At 30.1% G+C, this 18,481-nt stretch carries 12 protein-coding genes and 2 tRNA genes; 10 read left to right on the top strand and 4 right to left on the bottom strand.

Annotation, left to right across the window (positions count from 1 at the left end; genetic code table 11):
- The first annotated feature begins 12 nt into the window (after window positions 1-12).
- From G5V56_RS03555 to G5V56_RS03510, 10 genes are all read left to right on the top strand, one after another.
- Complete coding sequence (locus tag G5V56_RS03555) at window positions 13-948, top strand: ATP-grasp domain-containing protein (protein WP_166961527.1); 936 nt, start codon at window positions 13-15, stop codon at window positions 946-948.
- 128 nt (window positions 949-1,076) lie between these two features.
- Entirely contained in the window at window positions 1,077-2,168 is a 1,092-nt protein-coding gene (gwsS, locus tag G5V56_RS03550) for a grasp-with-spasm system SPASM domain peptide maturase (protein ID WP_166961524.1), read from the top strand.
- Window positions 2,161-4,371, top strand: a complete 2,211-nt coding sequence (locus G5V56_RS03545) for a peptidase domain-containing ABC transporter (protein WP_166961521.1) — start codon at window positions 2,161-2,163, stop codon at window positions 4,369-4,371. Before gwsS ends, G5V56_RS03545 begins: the two co-directional genes overlap by 8 nt.
- Window positions 4,364-5,662 carry an HlyD family secretion protein gene (locus G5V56_RS03540; RefSeq protein ID WP_166961518.1) on the top strand — a complete coding sequence of 433 codons (1,299 nt, stop codon included), beginning with the start codon at window positions 4,364-4,366 and terminating at the stop codon, window positions 5,660-5,662. The genes G5V56_RS03545 and G5V56_RS03540 overlap by 8 nt, the downstream gene beginning before the upstream one ends.
- Before the next feature lie 1,550 nt (window positions 5,663-7,212).
- Entirely contained in the window at window positions 7,213-9,927 is a 2,715-nt protein-coding gene (locus tag G5V56_RS03535) for a TrlF family AAA-like ATPase (RefSeq protein ID WP_166961515.1), read from the top strand.
- Between the two features lie 180 nt (window positions 9,928-10,107).
- Complete coding sequence (locus tag G5V56_RS03530; RefSeq protein WP_166961512.1) at window positions 10,108-10,821, top strand: hypothetical protein; 714 nt, start codon at window positions 10,108-10,110, stop codon at window positions 10,819-10,821.
- Window positions 10,822-10,989: 168 nt separating this feature from the next.
- The gene (locus G5V56_RS03525; RefSeq protein ID WP_166961509.1) at window positions 10,990-11,520 is read left to right on the top strand and encodes a hypothetical protein; all 531 of its coding nucleotides are present in this window, start codon (window positions 10,990-10,992) and stop codon (window positions 11,518-11,520) included.
- Window positions 11,521-11,729: 209 nt separating this feature from the next.
- Entirely contained in the window at window positions 11,730-12,467 is a 738-nt protein-coding gene (locus G5V56_RS03520; RefSeq protein WP_166961506.1) for a hypothetical protein, read from the top strand.
- Window positions 12,468-12,782: 315 nt separating this feature from the next.
- Window positions 12,783-13,865 (top strand): AAA family ATPase, encoded by a 1,083-nt coding sequence (locus G5V56_RS03515; protein WP_166961503.1) that lies wholly within the window; start codon window positions 12,783-12,785, stop codon window positions 13,863-13,865.
- Window positions 13,865-14,509 carry a DUF4276 family protein gene (locus G5V56_RS03510; protein WP_166961501.1) on the top strand — a complete coding sequence of 215 codons (645 nt, stop codon included), beginning with the start codon at window positions 13,865-13,867 and terminating at the stop codon, window positions 14,507-14,509. The genes G5V56_RS03515 and G5V56_RS03510 overlap by 1 nt, the downstream gene beginning before the upstream one ends.
- 163 nt (window positions 14,510-14,672) lie before the next feature.
- Here G5V56_RS03510 and G5V56_RS03505 read toward each other — a convergent pair whose 3' ends face one another.
- From G5V56_RS03505 to G5V56_RS03490, 4 genes are all read right to left on the bottom strand, one after another.
- Window positions 14,673-15,905, bottom strand: coding sequence for a site-specific integrase (locus G5V56_RS03505; protein ID WP_166961498.1), 1,233 nt, complete (start codon window positions 15,903-15,905; stop codon window positions 14,673-14,675).
- Window positions 15,906-16,109: 204 nt separating this feature from the next.
- Window positions 16,110-16,184 (bottom strand) — tRNA-Pro (locus G5V56_RS03500).
- A 20-nt stretch (window positions 16,185-16,204) separates the two neighbouring features.
- A tRNA-Ser gene (locus G5V56_RS03495) sits at window positions 16,205-16,288 on the bottom strand.
- A gap of 92 nt (window positions 16,289-16,380) precedes the next feature.
- Window positions 16,381-18,432, bottom strand: coding sequence for an HD family phosphohydrolase (locus tag G5V56_RS03490; protein WP_166961495.1), 2,052 nt, complete (start codon window positions 18,430-18,432; stop codon window positions 16,381-16,383).
- Window positions 18,433-18,481: the final 49 nt, after the last annotated feature.

The following is an 18,481-nucleotide window of genomic DNA, read 5'->3' as shown; positions in this document are numbered from 1 at the left end:
TAAATCAGCTTTATGATTTTAATATATAGTAAAGATGTTGATGATTTTGTAAACCAAGTTATTGATAATTTAGGAGTAAATTTTATAAGAGTTGGTAGCCGTGATACAACAAAAATTTCGCAAATAAATATTAATTCAGAAATTTTTTTTTTAATAAATAATGACTTTTATGAGATTGAAAATATTTCTGAAGTAAAAACTATTTGGTTTAATGGAGGTAAGATCAATACCAATAGTAGTGTCTTTGAAACCAATTGCTATCAATCTCTAATTGATTCCTTTTTGAGTAATTTAGAAGTTCCTAAAACTGGAAGATTATATAGTGATTTTGAAACCAATAAACTTTATGCTGCATTAGAAGCCCAAAAACAAGGATTTAAAGTTCCAGACACTTTAATTACAGATTGCAAAGAACAACTTAAAACATTTTACAATAAATATAAAGATAAAAATGGCATTATTTGTAAAAGAATAATCGATGAACATTTTTATCAGAACGAAGACAACGTATACAACTTTAATTTGACATTCTCCGTTGATTCCAAAATCATATTTAAAATACCAGAGACTTTTTCAATTTCTTTGTTTCAAGAACGAATTAAATCAGAATTTGAGATTAGGGTAGTTTATATAAAAGGTGATTTTTATTCCATGTCAATTCATACCCTTGATAATATTGTTGATTGTAGAACACAAATAAAAACTTTAGAAAACACAAGAATTGTCCCTTACTTATTACCTAATAAAATTAAGCGTAATTTAGAAAAAGTATTTAAAAACTTAAAATTTAATTACGGTTCTGCAGATTTACTATTTTTAAAAGGTGAGTACTATTTTTTAGAAATAAATCCTGCTGGACAAATTAGTTTTGTGAATGAAGCCTGTAATTTTTACATTGAAAATAAATTTTCCAAATTATTAAAAAATGAAGCAAAAAGATCCTGTTAATGTATATAATGGTTTAAAATTTAAAGAAGTAGAGATAAATTCTTCAAATTTAGTATCAATAAAAGCTTATAAAAATTCTTATAATATAACAAAACCATTTACCAAACCAATTTCAAAGATTTTTTAATTTGAGTTCTGACAATTTTATTCTATTTTCTAATTGTATTCCTGTTAAAGGAGCAAATAGGAGCATTCTATGTGATACACAAAATAACAAATACTATTTTATTCCTAACGGTTTATTTGAGATTTTAGAAAACTATAACGGAAAAACTATAGATTTCATAAAAAAAGAGTACAAAAAACTATATGACGAAGTAATAGATGAGTATTTTGAATTTTTAGCAAAACACAATTTGATTTTTTTTAATTCAAGCCCCGAATTATTTCCTAAAATTAGCTTGGAGTGGCATTCTCCTTCTTTAATAACAAATATGATTATTGATTATGATGAATTAAAGCATGATTTAGAAAGCATTCTTAAACAGCTTGAATATTTAAAATGTTCTCACATTCAATTCCGTTTTTTTAGGGAAACTAATCTTGATTTTATTAATTCTATTGTCAACTTAATCAATTTTGAAAAGTCAAGGTTAATTCACATAGATTTTATTTTACCCAATTATAATGAAATCTCCAAATCTGAATTAGATATTTTAATTAAAAATAATCCTAGAATCCATTCGATAATTTTATACAATTCTCCTCGCAATATAAGCCATAAACCAATATGGAATAAAATGGGTTATTTAATGTATGTTGAAAGAAATATTATCGATGAAAAACATTGTGGCATTATCAACACGGAATACTTTTATTCAAATATTAAACTTTTTAGTGAGTCTCAACATTACAATACATGTTTGAACAGAAAAATATCTATTGACAAAGAAGGCTTCATCAAAAACTGCCCTTCTATGTGTCAGAGTTTTGGTAATATTAAGAACACAACCTTACATGAGGTATTAGAAAATAAGGATTTTAAAAAGTATTGGAATATTGTTAAAGATGAAATAGAAACATGTAAAGACTGTGAGTTTAGACATGTTTGCACTGACTGTAGAGCTTATTTGGAAGAACCAAATAATAAATATGCAAAACCTCTAAAATGTGGATACAGTCCTTATACAAATCAATGGGAAGAATGGAGTGCCAACCCCTTAAAACAAAAAGCAATTAAATATTATGAAATGCAAGATTTGATAAAAGAAAATGACTAAATTTTTTCCATTTTATAAGCAAGCTGATTTTAAAGATTGTGGTCCAACCTGTTTACGCATTGTGGCTAAACATTATGGCAAATTAATATCTTTACAAGATATACGCGATTTGTCTGAGACCACCAGAGCAGGAAGTAATTTACTCAAATTAAGTGATGCGGCAGAAGCTATCGGTTTTAAATCTTTAGGAGTAAAGCTTGATTTTAATAAATTAAAAAAAGCTCCATTACCCTTAATCGTTCATTGGAATAAAAACCATTTTGTGGTGCTTTATAAAATCAAAAAAAATGAGGTATATATATCAGATCCTTCTTACGGTTTAATAACTTATATAAAAGAAGATTTTATAAAATGTTGGATAGGCAATAATGCCACAGAAAACACTAAAGAAGGCATTGCACTATTACTGGAAGTTACCTCGAAATTTAAAGGATCAAACTGGGATGAGACCGATAAAAAGTCGTTTAGGTTTTTGTTTCGATACCTATTTAAATACAAGAATTTACTTCTACAGCTTGTGATTGGTCTGTTTGTTGGCAGTATGTTACAACTTATTTTCCCATTTTTAACACAAAGCATTGTAGATGTAGGCATACAAAACCATGACATCAATTTTATATATATGGTTTTAATAGCCCAATTGATGTTGTTTCTTGGTCAGACAAGTGTAGGGATTTTTAGGAGTTGGATTCTCTTGCACTTAAGTACACGTATAAATATCTCGTTGGTTTCAGATTTTTTTATTAAACTTATGAACCTTCCTATAGCCTATTTCGATACACGCATGACGGGAGACATTATGCAACGCATTAACGACCATAGTCGTATCGAGAGCTTACTTACAGGATCTACATTAAATACATTGTTTTCTATGGCAAATCTATTTGTGTTTGGGGCTGTGCTTATTTATTATAGCACGTCAATATTTTTCATTTTTGCCATTGGCAGTATTACCTATATCCTTTGGATTCTGTTTTTCTTAAAACGCAGAAAAGAGCTCGATTACAAGCGTTTCTCCCAAATGAGTCAAGAACAAAGTACTGTTATAGAACTTATAAATGGTATGCAGGAAATAAAAATGAATAATGCCGAAAAACAAAAACGTTGGAAATGGGAATATGTACAAGCTCAATTGTTTAAACTCTCTATGCAAAGTTTAATTTTAGAACAAACTCAAGGTGCAGGTTCTTCCTTTATAAATCAGGCGAAAAACATATTTATCACTTTTACCTCAGCATTGTTGGTCATCCAAGGTTCTATAACATTAGGAATGATGCTTTCTATACAATATATTATAGGCCAATTAAATAGTCCTATCGAACAATTAGTTGGCTTTATTCGAGCAACTCAAGACGCAAAAATAAGTTTAGAACGTTTGAGTGAAATTCATGATAAAGAAGACGAAGAAAGCAAAGAAAAGCATTTAATCACTTCTATTAAATCAAATCAAAATTTAGTCATTAAAGATATTACTTTTAGATATTTAGGCAATGACGAAAATGTCATAAAAGGATTAAGCATGCAAATTCCTGCTAATAAAATTACCGCAATAGTAGGAGCCAGTGGTAGCGGAAAAACAACCTTGATGAAAATTCTTCTAAAATTCTATGATACTGAAAAAGGAACCATTTTATATGGGAAACACTATTTAAATGCTATATCCCATAAAGCATGGAGAACCAATTGCGGTGTGGTAATGCAAGAAGGTTATGTGTTTAACGACACTATTGCTTACAATATTGCGATTGGAGAGGATACCATCGACCAAGAACGCTTGATTAAGGCCACTAAAGTGGCAAACATTTATGAGTTTATACAATCATTACCACAAGGTTTTAATACAAAAATTGGTAATGAAGGTATAGGAATTAGTACAGGTCAAAAGCAACGATTATTTATAGCGAGGGCAGTTTACAAAAATCCTGAAATTTTATTTTTTGATGAAGCGACTTCTGCTTTAGATGCCAAGAATGAGCGAGTAATAATGAGAAATTTAAATGAATTCTTTTTAAATAAAACGGTAGTTATAATTGCTCACCGCTTAAGTACCGTTAAAAATGCTGACCAGATTGTTGTTGTGGATGAGGGAATGATTATAGAGTCTGGAAACCATAATGAATTACTCCAAAAGAAAGGTGCTTATTATCATTTGGTTAAAAATCAATTAGAATTAGAAAAATTAAGTGGAACGCAAAATGCCTAAAAAAACACAAGAGGATAATTTAGAGTTACGGTCTGAAGAAGTTCAGGAGATTTTATCAAATCCGCCTTCGTGGATTGTAAGATGGGGTATTACACTCATTTTTATGTTTGTTTGTATTATTGTTTCTCTTTCTTTTATGATTAAATATCCTGATTTTGTCACAGCTAAGGTATTGGTAACAACCAAACAACCAACAGAACAAGTCATTTCAAGATATTCAGGGCAACTAGAGAAAATTTTCATAAAAAACCGTGATACGGTTAAAGTAAATCAAAAACTTGCTATCATAAAAAACACAGCAAACTTTAATGATGTATACACATTAAAAAGTATTATTGATACACTTCCATTTAATATTGGTTCTTTTAAATTCCCTTTTGAAAAAACAGCTTATCTTATATTGGGTGATGTTAGTATAGCCTATATTGGCTTTGAAAAAAGTTATATGGAATATTTTTTATTGAAAGATTTAGATCCTTACAAAAATCAATTAGGTGGAAATAAAGTGTCTCTTCAAGAATTAAAGAATAGATTAATTAGTCAGATCAATCAAAAAAACTTATTAGAGCAAGAATATATCATAAAACAGACAGATTTTGAAAGAGATAAAAAACTGTTTGAAAGAGGTGTTATTTCCCAAAGAGACTATGAACTAAAACAGTTGGAGTTTATACAAATGCAAAAAAATATTAGCGCCATGGTTATTTCTATTTCCCAAATAACCGAAGCTATTTCTAATGCAAATCATACTTTGAAAAAAACACTTATCAATGAACAACAGGATAATACCAAATTTTTAAATAACTTAATCCAATCGTATGATGTGCTTAAAGAAGCCATAAGGAATTGGGAGTATAATTATGTTTTGACCTCTTCAATAAATGGAGTTATAAGTTTTCAAGATTATTGGGGTGAAAACCAATTTGTAATCTCAGGGAATATTGTTTTTTCAATCTTACCAACCGATACTTCCGCTTTGGTAGGTAAACTTGTAATACCTGCTCAAAATGCTGGAAAAGTAACAATAGGACAAAAAGTGTTAATTAAATTGGATAATTTTCCCTATCAACAATATGGTATGTTAATTGGCAAGGTTATTAATTTTTCTATTTCTCCAAACTCTGATGGAAATTATACGGTATTTATTTCACTTCCCAAGGGAACTAAAACTTCCTATAATCAACATTTTAAGTTTACTCAAGAGTTACTAGGCAATGCAGAAATAGTAACTGAGGATTTAAGTGTGGCTGAAAGAATATTTTTTAAATTTAAGGATATTTTTAAGTATTAGCATATTAAAGAACAATAACCAGACTAAATAACAATGGAAAATCTAAGCTTTAAAATTAACTAACTTGTCCACAATATCTAAAAATGAGAGTTGAGTTAAATGCACAGCAAGAGGGCAACGTGCTAGCGCAGCGTTGCTTTATTTGATTTGTCTATATTTAACTATAAATCAGATATTTAAATTGATTTGAATCGTTTTTATTGAATGAAAAAAATACTATAATTATGTTAATCCCCTTGAAAACCCTTATAAACACTAGGTTGCATTAACTTAATCACGGAAATTAAGCTACCGCGCTCGCTTGGGCGAGCTTGCTGCATTTTTAAACTTATGGATTCTCCTCGCTCTATGCAGTCCCAAAATCCATAATTTTAAAAACGTTTGATCCCAATGAAACTTGAAACAGTATTGGTTATAGTGGATAAAACGTAGTTCTCGTAAAATTGGACATTGAAATAGAGGAGAGATTACAAAAAAAACGTGAAGAAAGAAAGAAAGAAAGAAAGAAAGAAAGAAACAACGGTCAAAAAAATCACTTATCTGATTCCTGCATTGGAAAGTTAAAATCAAATAATTCTTTGGGATGGATTTCTAAACCTTTTATATCCAATATATTTTGGCTTTTTAATTTTTTTACGGATTTAAAGCCCCAACATCTATCGAGCTAATACTATGCAATGTTTTTGGGAAATTTAAAGGATGATTTCATTTTTTACTAAAAAATTCCTTGATTTCATTGGGCTACGAAGCTTTTTTACTAAAAAACAGTGAATTGATACCCTTTTAAAAGTTATGAAACACCAATAGCTAACAATACCAATCAATACAAATCAGCCACATACTTTTTACTGTAAATTATTGCCTGTTTATAGGGCTTACGGAACTATTTATTGTAAAAGTCAAATAATACGTATTTGGCAAACACTACAACAGTTCAATATTCACTAAATCGCATAAAATCCTATGGGTTTGCCGCAAATAAATGCGATTTTAATGGGGTTTCAAGAGGTTTTGCCGCAAATCTGAAATAAATACAACTATTTAAAATTTGTAAATTACTGATTTTAAGTGAAATATGAGCCAGTAACATCGCGCAGCGTGTTACCCTCTTGCTATTCCCATCCTTAGTTCCATTTCACCAATTTTCATAGAGATTTATGGATGGTACATTTCCTATAAGTCCGTAACTTATTTTTGGGAATACTCCTGATTTTTGTGTGGAATAATTCTAAATTCCCAATTATTTTTATATTACTAGAGTAATTACTTACTATTATTTAGTACATTTAACTTCTCCCTATCAGTAATTAAGCATTTTATTTCAGAACGCTTACGGTTTTCCGTATTTAACATTTTGTAAGGCGATTTACATTTGATATTTAAATTGTTTTTTATTCTTATTTCAAATGAAGAAGCATGGATAAAAAAGAGAAAAGCAACCGAAAGTTACACATAGACAACCAATATGGTTGGATAAAAGTTCTGTATATAAGTAAGTTGGCGTTCATTTTGAAGAGCGTACTACATAAAATAAACCTTGAATTAAAAACATGAATACAAAAGGCTCTGAATGGAGAAAATGGGATTTACACATACATACCCCTGCTTCTTTTCATTGGATAGGTTCAAAAAAGCTGAGAGAAATGACCTCAGAAGAAAAAACAACTGAGATTAAAAATTTTATCGAGGTTGTAAACAATAGTGATGTGGATGTTTTTTGCCTCATGGATTATTGGACTTTTGATTGGTATATAGCCCTTAAAGAATATTTAAAAGAACATGCAGAAGAATTAAAGAAGACTATATTCCCTGGAATGGAGTTAAGAATAGAGTGTCCTGTTGATTATAGACTTAACATTCACGTAATTTTATCTAATAAATTATCAATACAAGAATTAATAGACTTCAAATCTGAGCTGTATATCCGTTCGATTGATAAGAAGCTTTCTGACGATGCATTAATTCGGTTTGCAAAAAGCCTAGATGAAAGTAAGGCAAAAAAGCATGGTTTTGAGAATCCAGAAAAACTTGATAATGATAAATTGTTAATGTTGGGTTCAATTACCGCAGAAGTCACCAAAGAGTCATTAAATAAGGCATTTAGTCAAATCCCAGAAGATACTGGGTTTGTAATTCTTCCCTATGATACAAGTGATGGCTTGTTAAAACTAAAATGGGAAGACCACCCTCATGATGACAATTATTTCATGCAAAGTGCTCATATTTTTGAGACACGAGATAAGGTTAATATTGATTTGATTTCAGGAATAAAAACGTCTGAAAATGAAAAATTCTTTGAGAACTTTTTTAAAACTTTAGGAAATAAACCTAAGCCTTGTATCGCTGGAAGCGATGCTCATGAATATAAAAATTATGGTAAATATCCATCAAATAAAATAACATGGATTAAAGCAGATTGCACGTTTGAAGGATTAAAGCAAATAATATTTGAACCAACAGATAGAGTTCGAATACAGGAAACTAATCCACTTCTTGATTATCAAAGACCGTTCTTTTCTGAAATAAAAATAGCTGAAAGTTTTAAAATATTTGAAAACCAAAATCTTGCATTTGAAACGTGTGAAATTCCTTTGAATCCTAGCATGGTCTCAATAATTGGAGGTCGAGGTGAGGGCAAAAGTATATTAATGGATTATTTTGCAAAAGGGTTCGGTTATTCTCAAAATCAATATCTTAATTCAGAGAACTTCCTTGTAAATTATTCAAAATCATTTGATGGTGAAGAGTTAAGTTATTCAATGGATTCCCAACATAATCTAGCATTTCTGTATATTAAACAAAATGAGGTCAAAGATTTAGCTTTGGATGCACATAAATTAGGCCTAGAAATTAAAAGGATGCTTAACCTTGATGTTTTTGAAGACTTTGCAACTGATTTACAAGACGAAATAGATACTGAACTTGAAAAACTTAGCGATTTAAAAAACTGGTTTGAGCAAACCAATGATAATGGAACAAAAATAAACAATGCTGAAATAGTAAAGTCAGTCATTAAGCGAAATCAAGATTTGTTAGGGAGCATTACAAATGAATCCAATAAAGAGAAGCTTGAAAAATACACTAACAATGTAAAGGTTATAAAACAGAATGAATTACGAATAAAAAAACTAGTTGACTTAGAAAAAGAACTTGATGAATTCAGGAATCGAATTAACCTATCAATAGAAGAAAGTAAAGAACAAATACCTTTAATCGATTTTACAGATCAAAAAAGTAAAATCGAAGAAATAAAAGTTGAAGTAACCAAGTCTACTCAGACTTGCGAATCAGATAACACAAAAATAAAGGAAGAATTTGCAGAGATTTATAAAGGTGATTTGTCTTCGCTACTTGAGAATGCCGATAAATACAAACGAAATATAGAAGGTTTAAAATCTCATTTAGCAACAATTGAAAAAAAGCAAGTAGATTTTAATAATCAGATTGTTACAAGAAATAGCTTATGCGATAAGGTATTGTCTGAGCTTACAAAACAAGTTGAATTGATTGACACATCTTGGTCTAACTTGCTTGCAGGCAAGGTAGAATGGACTAAAGAGCAAAAAGATATTATAAAAAAAATTTTAACGGATAAATCAATTGCAATAAAGGGTAAAATATTTTTTGATTCTAAGATTTTTTACAACAAGTTAAGAGATTGCATTAATGGAAGGTATTGGAGGAACAAGAATAAGGAAGGAGAATTAGAAAACCATTTTAAAATTAATGACCATATCTCGTTTGCAAATTTTTTAAAGAATAGATATAATGAAATTGAAGACAATCCAGATAATTACATTTTTCCTGATATTGAAAAATTATTTTATAACACAAAGGAACGATTGCAATACTTATATGTTCAACCTGAAATTACCTTTAGAGGAAAAAAATTAAATCAAATATCTGTCGGACAAAGAGGTACCGTTTATCTATGTTTAAAACTCGCTACAGAAACATTCTCAACACCAATATTATTTGACCAACCAGAAGATGATTTGGATAATCATTTCATTACAGCGGAATTAATTGAAATTTTTAGAAGCTTAAAAAAATTTCGACAGGTAATAATAATTACGCATAATGCTAATCTTGTCGTAAATACAGATGCTGAGCAAGTTATTGTTGCAAACAATAGGAACGAAGAACTTTCTTATAAGTCGGGAGCTTTAGAAAATCCTGAAATAGTAAAAGATGTGTGCCAAATATTAGAAGGTGGTAAAGTAGCCTTTGAGAACAGAAGAAATAAATACCAAATGAGTAATTAAAAACAACGAAACGCCAACTCGAGGTATAGTGAATAAGGATTTTAGTGGTTTTTGGTGAGTAATAACCAGCTCTAAATTTAGCTGTAACTTAATAGGTTAAAAGTTCGAAATCCCTTAATAACCATACCGCAAAACGATGGAATATATTTAAGACATTGGTCATTCATAAGAAATATAAAGATGAAATTGGGGAAAATTCAACTAGAAACTAGAACTTTTGTATTGGAACGTACTCTACAGACAGAGGATGCAATTAATGACTTGCTTTTACTTTATTTAGGAATTTCAGATAAAAATTCGACAAAATTATTCGGACAAAAAGTTGGAATAAGTTTTAAGAATAAGATTGACTTATTACACGACATTGATGTAATTCTAAAAGAAGAACATTTAGATTTAGAATTGCTTATGACATTCCGAAATAAATTTGTTCACGATGTTAATTCAAATGACTTTCTAAGCGTTTTAAAGCAATTTGACAATGGAATAAAGAATCGATTCAATAAATATTTTGACAAAAACATATCGATAGATAATGAAGAAGATTGTAAAATAGCCTATGGTAATTTACACTTAAAGAGTGTAAAAGTAATTCTAGAAAAAATAAGAAATAAAAGAAAGCTTTATGAAAAAAAGGCTAAACTATTAAAGGCACTTTTATATAGGAGTGAATTATTAACAGACTCTGCCTTCAGATTTGTGGATAATTTATTCGAAATATTGGAAAACGCTGATTTAGAAGATGACAAGATTGCGGAGTTAGCAAATATTATTAATACAGAAATTCAAAAATATACTAATGAATTACAATTTGACGAAAAATATGAAAAGTCAAACCAAATACTTTCTGAATTGCTATTTAAGGATGATAATTTAAAAAAAATCTTCAAATAGAAAAATGAAATGATTTGCATAAAAAATTGCTATTTTTAGCTAAACCAAAGTTAGTTGCTCCTTTGCTAGTTTCTGATTTTCCTTCGGAAAATCCTCGCACACAAACACGCAACTTTCCTTATACGCATAAAGTAAAGATAAACGTTGGTAACCGTTTAAGAAAAGCCGATGAATAAAACTACTATTGAATATTTAGACATCGTTCTAACTAAAATTACAGACATAAGTAATTTCATCGTTTGGACTGTATTGCAAAAAGAATGTAGTGACTTTGATTTTGACAACGCAACCGAAGATGATAAACATTTAATGCTTGACGAATCTCGAAAAGTTGCAGATTTAGGAATTACGTATGGCTATTTCATAAAAATATCACACGCTGAATTTCGACTTACGGACAAAGGAATTAAAGCAAAAGAACTCGGTGGACATTTGAAATACGAAAAGTCTGCAAAAAAAACACCTTTGAACACGTACCAAAAAATATATTTAACTTTTTTCATTCTTTTTGGTTTACTTGGAATTTATAAAGTTTTTCAACCAACTGTTCCAATTTCTGATTTTCGGAAATTAAAGAATGATATTGATACTCTAAATTCAAAATTTGATTCCATTGTAAAATGGACATCGAAACCCACATTAGAGCAGTTAAATGACACATCACAAACCAAAAATTTTGACGAATTAAAAAATGACTGAATTTTATCATATTTTGAGTTTAAAAATTAGTAATCTGACAATAAAAACGGTTGCCAACAAAGAAGTATATGAAAAATTGCTTATTTTAAGCTGAAATAAAGGGTGTTTCACGTTTGCTACGTATGATTTTACTGCGGAAAATACTCACACGCAAACCCGCACTTTCCTAGATATACAAATACATTGTACGTAATTTGACCAAACCAATAATGACAAGTAATTCGAGAGAGTTTTCAGATAATTTAGTAAAGAACTTTATGGGATTATTTTTCACACCAGAAATTGAAAAAAGAAAGAGGGAGAAAACAATTGACTCAGATTTTAAATTACTTGCTGGTCAAGTAATTTTCTTTCCAAATGGAACTCAGCCACTCGTAAGATTGAACGATGAAGTTTCTGCAAACGCAAAACTAAAAGACGTTGAAATCGAAAACGGAAAAAAAAGAGAGATTATTGACAAAATTACTCTAAACGAAAAAGAATTTGAAAATTGTGGACACGCAACGTTCATTTTTTTGAATGACAAGCTATTACATTGCTCATTTGATTTTCATAGAAATAAAGCTATAATAAAAAATCATCTTGATTCAGCAAAAGAATTTTATATAACTGCTGAATATGCTTCAAAAGAAAACTTGTTGAATGCTTTTATAGACAATGCGTTTAGTTCAATGGAAATTTTGGCGAAATCTGAATTATTATTAGAACCAATGTCTGGTTTGGACAAAAAAGCCAATCATAACAGAATCAAATCCGAATACAATAAACGAGCAAAAAATATATCAGACGAATTCGAAAAAGACAAAAGAATAGTTCTTAACAAACTTTCGGAATTACGAAATAAAGCAAGATATTTAAAAGGAGATTTAAGTTTCGATTTTGAAAAAGAAGAAATAATGAAAACAATAGAAAAGACAATAAATCGAATTGAAAACATATATAACTGAATATTAAAAAACTGCGGACAATACCTTAAAAACATTGCTTAGTTTAGTGTTTAATTAAGGGCTAGTAAAGTTTTGCTGGCTTTTGATTTTCCTTCGGACACGAGCGCAGCAAACTAGCGAAGCAAAATCCTCACATTCAAAATCGCACTATACAATCAGGTTGGTACACATTTAAGATATGGAGATATTTAATATATTCAAAACAAGGTTTAATAAAAATAATGCTGAAAAGCTAAATATAGAGAACATTATTATTGACTTAAAAAAAATTGATTTACTTTGTTATTTAAAATAATAATTGCGGATATTTAATTAATGATAAATAAAATTGAAATAGAAGGTTATAAGAGTATAAAGTCTTTAAGTCTTGACTTAAGCCCAATAAATATTTTACTTGGAGGTAATGGTGTAGGAAAAAGTAATTTTATTTCGTTGTTTTCTTTAATTCGTAATATACATCTTGGGAATTTCCAGAACTATGTTCAAAAAAAAGGAGGACCTGACAGCTTATTACATTTTGGTAGACGTGAAACAGAATCGATTGTTATCAACATCTTTTTTAAAAATAATGATAATGAAAATAAATTCATGATTAAATTAGAAGCTGGTCAAGAAAATTTGTTTATTAAATCTGTCAAAACTGCATATAAATGGGGGAATTGGAGGGAAATTGAATATGAAACAAATGTTTTAGAATCAAATTTTCAACATATTAATTCTCGTCAAGCATACTATGTAAATAACAGATTGGAAGAATTTGATGTTTATCATTTTCATGACACAAGTGACACATCTCCAATGAAAGGCTTTTCAGATCTTCATGATAATAATCGTTTAAAAAGAAATGGTTCAAATTTAGCTGCATTCTTATATTATCTAAAAGAGAAAGAACCTAAATATTTTAAGCGCATAGAATTAACTGTAAAATCAATAGCACCTTTTTTTGATTATTTCGTTCTTGAGCCTAACCGTCTAAACGATCAAAAAATCCAACTTGAATGGAGAGAAAAAGGATATCCTGAAACATATTTCAATTCCTACCATCTTTCAGATGGTACGCTACGTTTTATTTGTTTAGCTGTACTTTTAATGCAACCTAATCCTCCTACTACAATAATTATAGATGAACCTGAATTAGGGCTTCATCCTGTAGCTATTAATAAATTAGCCGCATTAATCAGAAAAGCTTCTGAAAAAACACAAATAATTATATCAACTCAGTCAATTAATTTAATAGATAATTTTCAACCAGAAGATATTATTGTTACTGATAGAGAAAATAATACTTCTGTATTTAAAAGATTAAAAAGTGAAGACTTAAATACATGGCTTGAAGATTTTACATTAGGAGATTTATGGGGTCAGAACAAATTTGGAGCGCAACCTTATAATATCTAATGAAACGACTTGTATTTATAGTTGAAGGAGACACAGAAATAATATTGGTACAAAATCTAATAGTACCATATTTGGTTGGTTTAGGTTTTCGAAATTCAATGCATGCTCAAACAATCATAACTAATAGAAAACAGCATAAAAAAGGAGGCGTTGTAGGATATGAAAAATTTAAAAATGAAGTTACAAGAACATTTGCTCAAGGTAATGTTATAATAACTACATTGATTGATTTCTTCTGCCTTCCAAATGATTTTCCTGGTCATACCGAAAACTCACTAAAAATCAACCAAATAGAAAGTGCAATACTTAAAGATTTTCAAAACAATAGCGATTTTATTCCCTACATACAAAGACATGAACTTGAAGCTTTAATGTTTTCAAATAGAAATGGTTTCGAACTTGTAATAGATGAAGATGAAAAATTACTACAGATTGATTCTATATTAGATGAATACAGTAATCCTGAAGATATAAATAATCATCCTGACACTGCTCCATCAAAACGATTAAAAAGAATTTTTAATTATGATAAAACTGGTGATGGGGAATTAATATTTGAAATGATTGGAATTGAAAACATTATAGAAAAATGTCCTAGATTTTCAGAATGGTTAAATAAAATTACGGCTAAATTAAGTGAATAATACTGTAAAGAACTGAGTTAAAAAAAAGTCATTTTATACTAATTTTGAGTTTGGTCTGCTACCCTTTATTATAGAAAAAATAAAATTTCCTTTCAATACACTCCCGTTGCCTTATGCAGAGTGTATTGAAAGGAAATCCTTTTCAAGCCTTAAAAATTATTGTTTAGTTGATGGCTTGGGTTTGTTCTTTCTTCGTTTCAAATCTCATTTGTAGGTTTTGTATATCCTCGCTTATCTTGGTCTCTACTACCCTTGCATAGATTTGGGTCGTTGATAGCTTGGTATGACCCAATAATTTTGATACGGTCTCAATGGGAACGCCATTGGACAACATAACGGTTGTTGCAAAGGTGTGCCTTGCTATGTGGAACGTCAGGTTCTTTTGTATTCCGCAAACATCGGCTATCTCCTTTAAATAAGAATTCAACTTTTGGTTTGAGATAGTTGGAAACAGGATTTGTTTGTTTATTGTGTTTGGATATGTCTCATACTTTTTAATGATGTCCAGTGCTTTTGACAATAGGGGTATCTTTACTGGTACACTGGTCTTTTCCCTTTGGGAATAGATCCATTGCTTGCCGTCTATCCCTTTACATATATTATCTCTCGTTAAGTTCATCACATCGCCATAGGACAGTCCTGTATAGCAACTGAACACGAACAGATCCTTTATCAACTGCAATCGTCTGATTTTAAACTCTTTATTTTCTATACTTTGCAGTTCTTCCAAAGTCAAGAAACCCCGCTCCTTTTTTTCATATTTCGCCTCAAACTTAATAAATGGGTCTTTGTCCAACCATTCCATTTTAAATGCCAGGCTTACCATTTTCCTTAATCTCTCAATATGTTTCATGACCGTGTTATTTCCCATATTGTTCTGATGCCTTAAAAAGCGTTCAAAATCTATGATAAACTTATAACCCAGTTCGGACAGGAACATATCCCTTGTTTTGTGTTTTTCCTTTAGAAAGAGAAGGATATACTTATGGGTGGTATAATAGTTCTTTTGTGTCCCCCAACGCAGGGTATCCTTCATATGGGTGTTATGGTATGCTATGATATCAGACAGTGAATGGCGGGTCTCTGTGTTCCCTAAATAATGGGCTTTGATAATACCAGATGTCACTAGCTTGTTACCGCTTTGCATTTTTTGGTAACACTCGAACAGTTTTACATGAACTTGCTCTAGGTAGGAATTGATCAACTTGTTTGATTCGCATGTGCCTTTCAGCCTGCTTTTTGTGCTGTCCCAATCGGTAATAAGTACTTTTCGCTTTAGGGACAGTTCCGAGCGTTTTCCGTTTACCGTGATTCTGGCATAAAGGGGTGCTTTCCTGTTCTTGGCACTTGCCAGTTTTAACCAGAACAGGACACTGAAGGTGTTTGAATGTGTCATAATCTTTCATTTTTAAGTTGAACATTAAAAACAAAAGTCAAATCAGGTCATTCGGTTACCTTTTTTATGGGTTTTCTTCGGAGGTAACCGAATAGGTCACATTTTTATTTAAAACAATTCAAATTAAATGTAACCCTTTAAAACATAAAAACTTGATAATCATAAGATTACCAAGTTTTTTATACTATTTGATATACTAAAAAGTCGGGGTGGCAGGATTCGAACCTGCGACCTCCGCGTCCCAAACGCGGCGCGATAACCGGGCTACGCTACACCCCGAAGGTTATCAATAAAAATTGCGGAGAGACAGGGATTCGAACCCTGGCGACACTTACGCGTCGACAGATTAGCAATCTGCTCCATTACCACTCTGGCACCTCTCCTATTAATAATGAACGTTAGCAATAAAATTGCGGATGCAAATGTAACGTATCATGTTTAAGAACGCAACTATTTATTTAACTTTTTATTAAATTTATTCAGGATATTCTATACGCAAATGATAAATGTTTGCTAGCTTGTGCTTTAACACTTTTTTTATAGATTGAATTTCTTTAAAAGTAATGTTAGCATTTAAAAATTGTTCTTCTTCAATTTGTTTATTAATAATGTTTTCTACAAACTTATCAATTTTGCTTGATGTAGGTTCCTTTAAACTTTTTGAGGCGGCCTCAACACTATCACACATCATTAAAATAGCCGTTTCTTTACTAAATGGCTTAGGCCCTGGATAACAAAAATCAGCCTTATCTACGTCTCCCTGTTGAAATTCTTTTTCTTTAATATAAAAATAGTACACCATACTGGTTCCATGGTGTGTTCTTATAAAATCAATAACTCTATCTGGTAAATTATATTTTTTGGCTATTTCAATCCCCATAATAACATGATCTATAATAATTCTGGCACTTTCTTTTGATGATAATTCATCATGTGGATTGATTCCTGTTGATTGATTTTCAATAAAATACGTCGGGTTTTTCATTTTGCCAATATCATGATATAATGCTCCAACCCTAATGAGCATGGCATTAGCTCCAACCTCATTTGCACAAGACTCGGCAAGATTTGCCACGTTTAAAGAGTGATGAAATGTTCCTGGAGCTTTATTTGATAATTCTTTAAGCAATCTTGTATTGGTATCAGATAATTCTAGAAGTGATACATCAGACACCAACCCAAAAAGTTTTTCATATATGTATATCAAAGGCTGAACAAACAAGGTAGCTAATCCGCATAAAATAAACCATATAAACGTTTCCCATTTAATAGTTTCTACACTTCCCTCATGGATGACAAAAAAGGCAAAATAAGCAATGATATATATTAATGTTATCTGACCAACTGAAATAAACAAATTTGCTCGTTTATATAACTCTGAAACTGTTAAAATAGTAACAATGCCTGCAATAATTTGAAGAAACATATACTCATAACTATTAGGCACGATAGAGCCTAATAACAGAACGGTTATTACATGAGCAAACATCCCTAAACGCGCATCAAAAAAAGCTTTAAACACCAAAGGTAAAATACAAATAGGAACTACATAAATATACTTTGAGTTATAATTAACCACCAAAGTGGTTATAAATACCATCAACAGTATATTGAAAAATATAAAAGTTACTTTGGTGTTGTTTTCAAAAACTTCTATTCTATATTTTCTTAAGAATAACAGCAGCATTAAAAGGGCTAAAGAAACTAATAAAATATACGCAAATAAAATCCAGTTGTAGTTTGAAGAACTCCAAACTTGAGACTCAAATTCAGATTTCAAAGATTCCAAAATTTGATATTTTTTTCCTTCAGCGATCTCTCCTTTAGAAATAATCAAAGTTCCTTTTTCAATACTTCCGCGGGTATAGGCTATTTTGTCTAAATCTTCTTTTAAAACCTTTTCTGTAAATGATTGATCATAAGCTAGATTGGGCTGAACTAAATCAAAGAATAATGAAGTAAACTCGTTTTTATATTCCGCTTCATTTTGATCTATTAAAACTTTGTTTATTATAGATGTAACTTGATCTTGATTTACTAGATTCGAGTATTTTGTAGTATGTTTTTCTACTCTATTTTCAAGAATAACAGATGTTTTATCACTTGGAAAATTATAGTTTTCAGTTAAAACTCCATAAAAATATAACTCTTTGATAATCTCATTCCCGGCCTTAAATAAGGTGTTTAGTTCTGAGCTGGGGATTGAATCAGGAAAAGCTGCTCTAAAATTGTCCTTATATAACGTTTTTACTTCATTTTCTATTGATGCATCTACATTAAAATATAAAAATGAATGGTCTGAAATTGTTTTCTTTTCTTTTGCAATCTCATCTTCAGATTTTTTTATTGCAAAATTAAATGGTGCATATAAATTTTCAGATTGCCATGGTTTTCCTCTTTCAAAATTATATTTAAACTTACCTGTTTTAGGAAATAGATATACGATTAAAAAGGTGGTACAAATAAATAATAATCCCTTATAAATCAAGGAATGATTTCTGTACAATTTATTTATAAAGTCTTTCATTATATACGTTAAGGTTTTCAAATGTAGTAAAAACTAAGCTTTTTTGATT

Origin of the sequence: Yeosuana marina (assembly GCF_011762485.1) — a bacterium.
In the GTDB taxonomy this organism is placed as follows: domain Bacteria; phylum Bacteroidota; class Bacteroidia; order Flavobacteriales; family Flavobacteriaceae; genus Yeosuana; species Yeosuana marina.
Note: the sequence above shows the minus strand (reverse complement) of the source record. Positions and strands in the feature narration are given on the sequence as shown.

Bases quoted from the DNA above. Each gene is read 5' to 3' on its own strand.
- G5V56_RS03545 (WP_166961521.1), top strand. From the start codon at position 2,161: ATGACTAAATTTTTTCCATTTTATAAGCAAGCTGATTTTAAAGATTGT.
- G5V56_RS03540 (WP_166961518.1), top strand. From the start codon at position 4,364: ATGCCTAAAAAAACACAAGAGGATAATTTAGAGTTACGGTCTGAAGAA.
- G5V56_RS03555 (WP_166961527.1), top strand. From the start codon at position 13: ATGATTTTAATATATAGTAAAGATGTTGATGATTTTGTAAACCAAGTT.
- G5V56_RS03520 (WP_166961506.1), top strand. From the start codon at position 11,730: ATGACAAGTAATTCGAGAGAGTTTTCAGATAATTTAGTAAAGAACTTT.
- G5V56_RS03515 (WP_166961503.1), top strand. From the start codon at position 12,783: ATGATAAATAAAATTGAAATAGAAGGTTATAAGAGTATAAAGTCTTTA.
- G5V56_RS03510 (WP_166961501.1), top strand. From the start codon at position 13,865: ATGAAACGACTTGTATTTATAGTTGAAGGAGACACAGAAATAATATTG.
- G5V56_RS03535 (WP_166961515.1), top strand. From the start codon at position 7,213: ATGAATACAAAAGGCTCTGAATGGAGAAAATGGGATTTACACATACAT.
- G5V56_RS03490 (WP_166961495.1), bottom strand. From the start codon at position 18,432: ATGAAAGACTTTATAAATAAATTGTACAGAAATCATTCCTTGATTTAT.
- G5V56_RS03525 (WP_166961509.1), top strand. From the start codon at position 10,990: ATGAATAAAACTACTATTGAATATTTAGACATCGTTCTAACTAAAATT.
- G5V56_RS03530 (WP_166961512.1), top strand. From the start codon at position 10,108: ATGAAATTGGGGAAAATTCAACTAGAAACTAGAACTTTTGTATTGGAA.
- G5V56_RS03505 (WP_166961498.1), bottom strand. From the start codon at position 15,905: ATGACACATTCAAACACCTTCAGTGTCCTGTTCTGGTTAAAACTGGCA.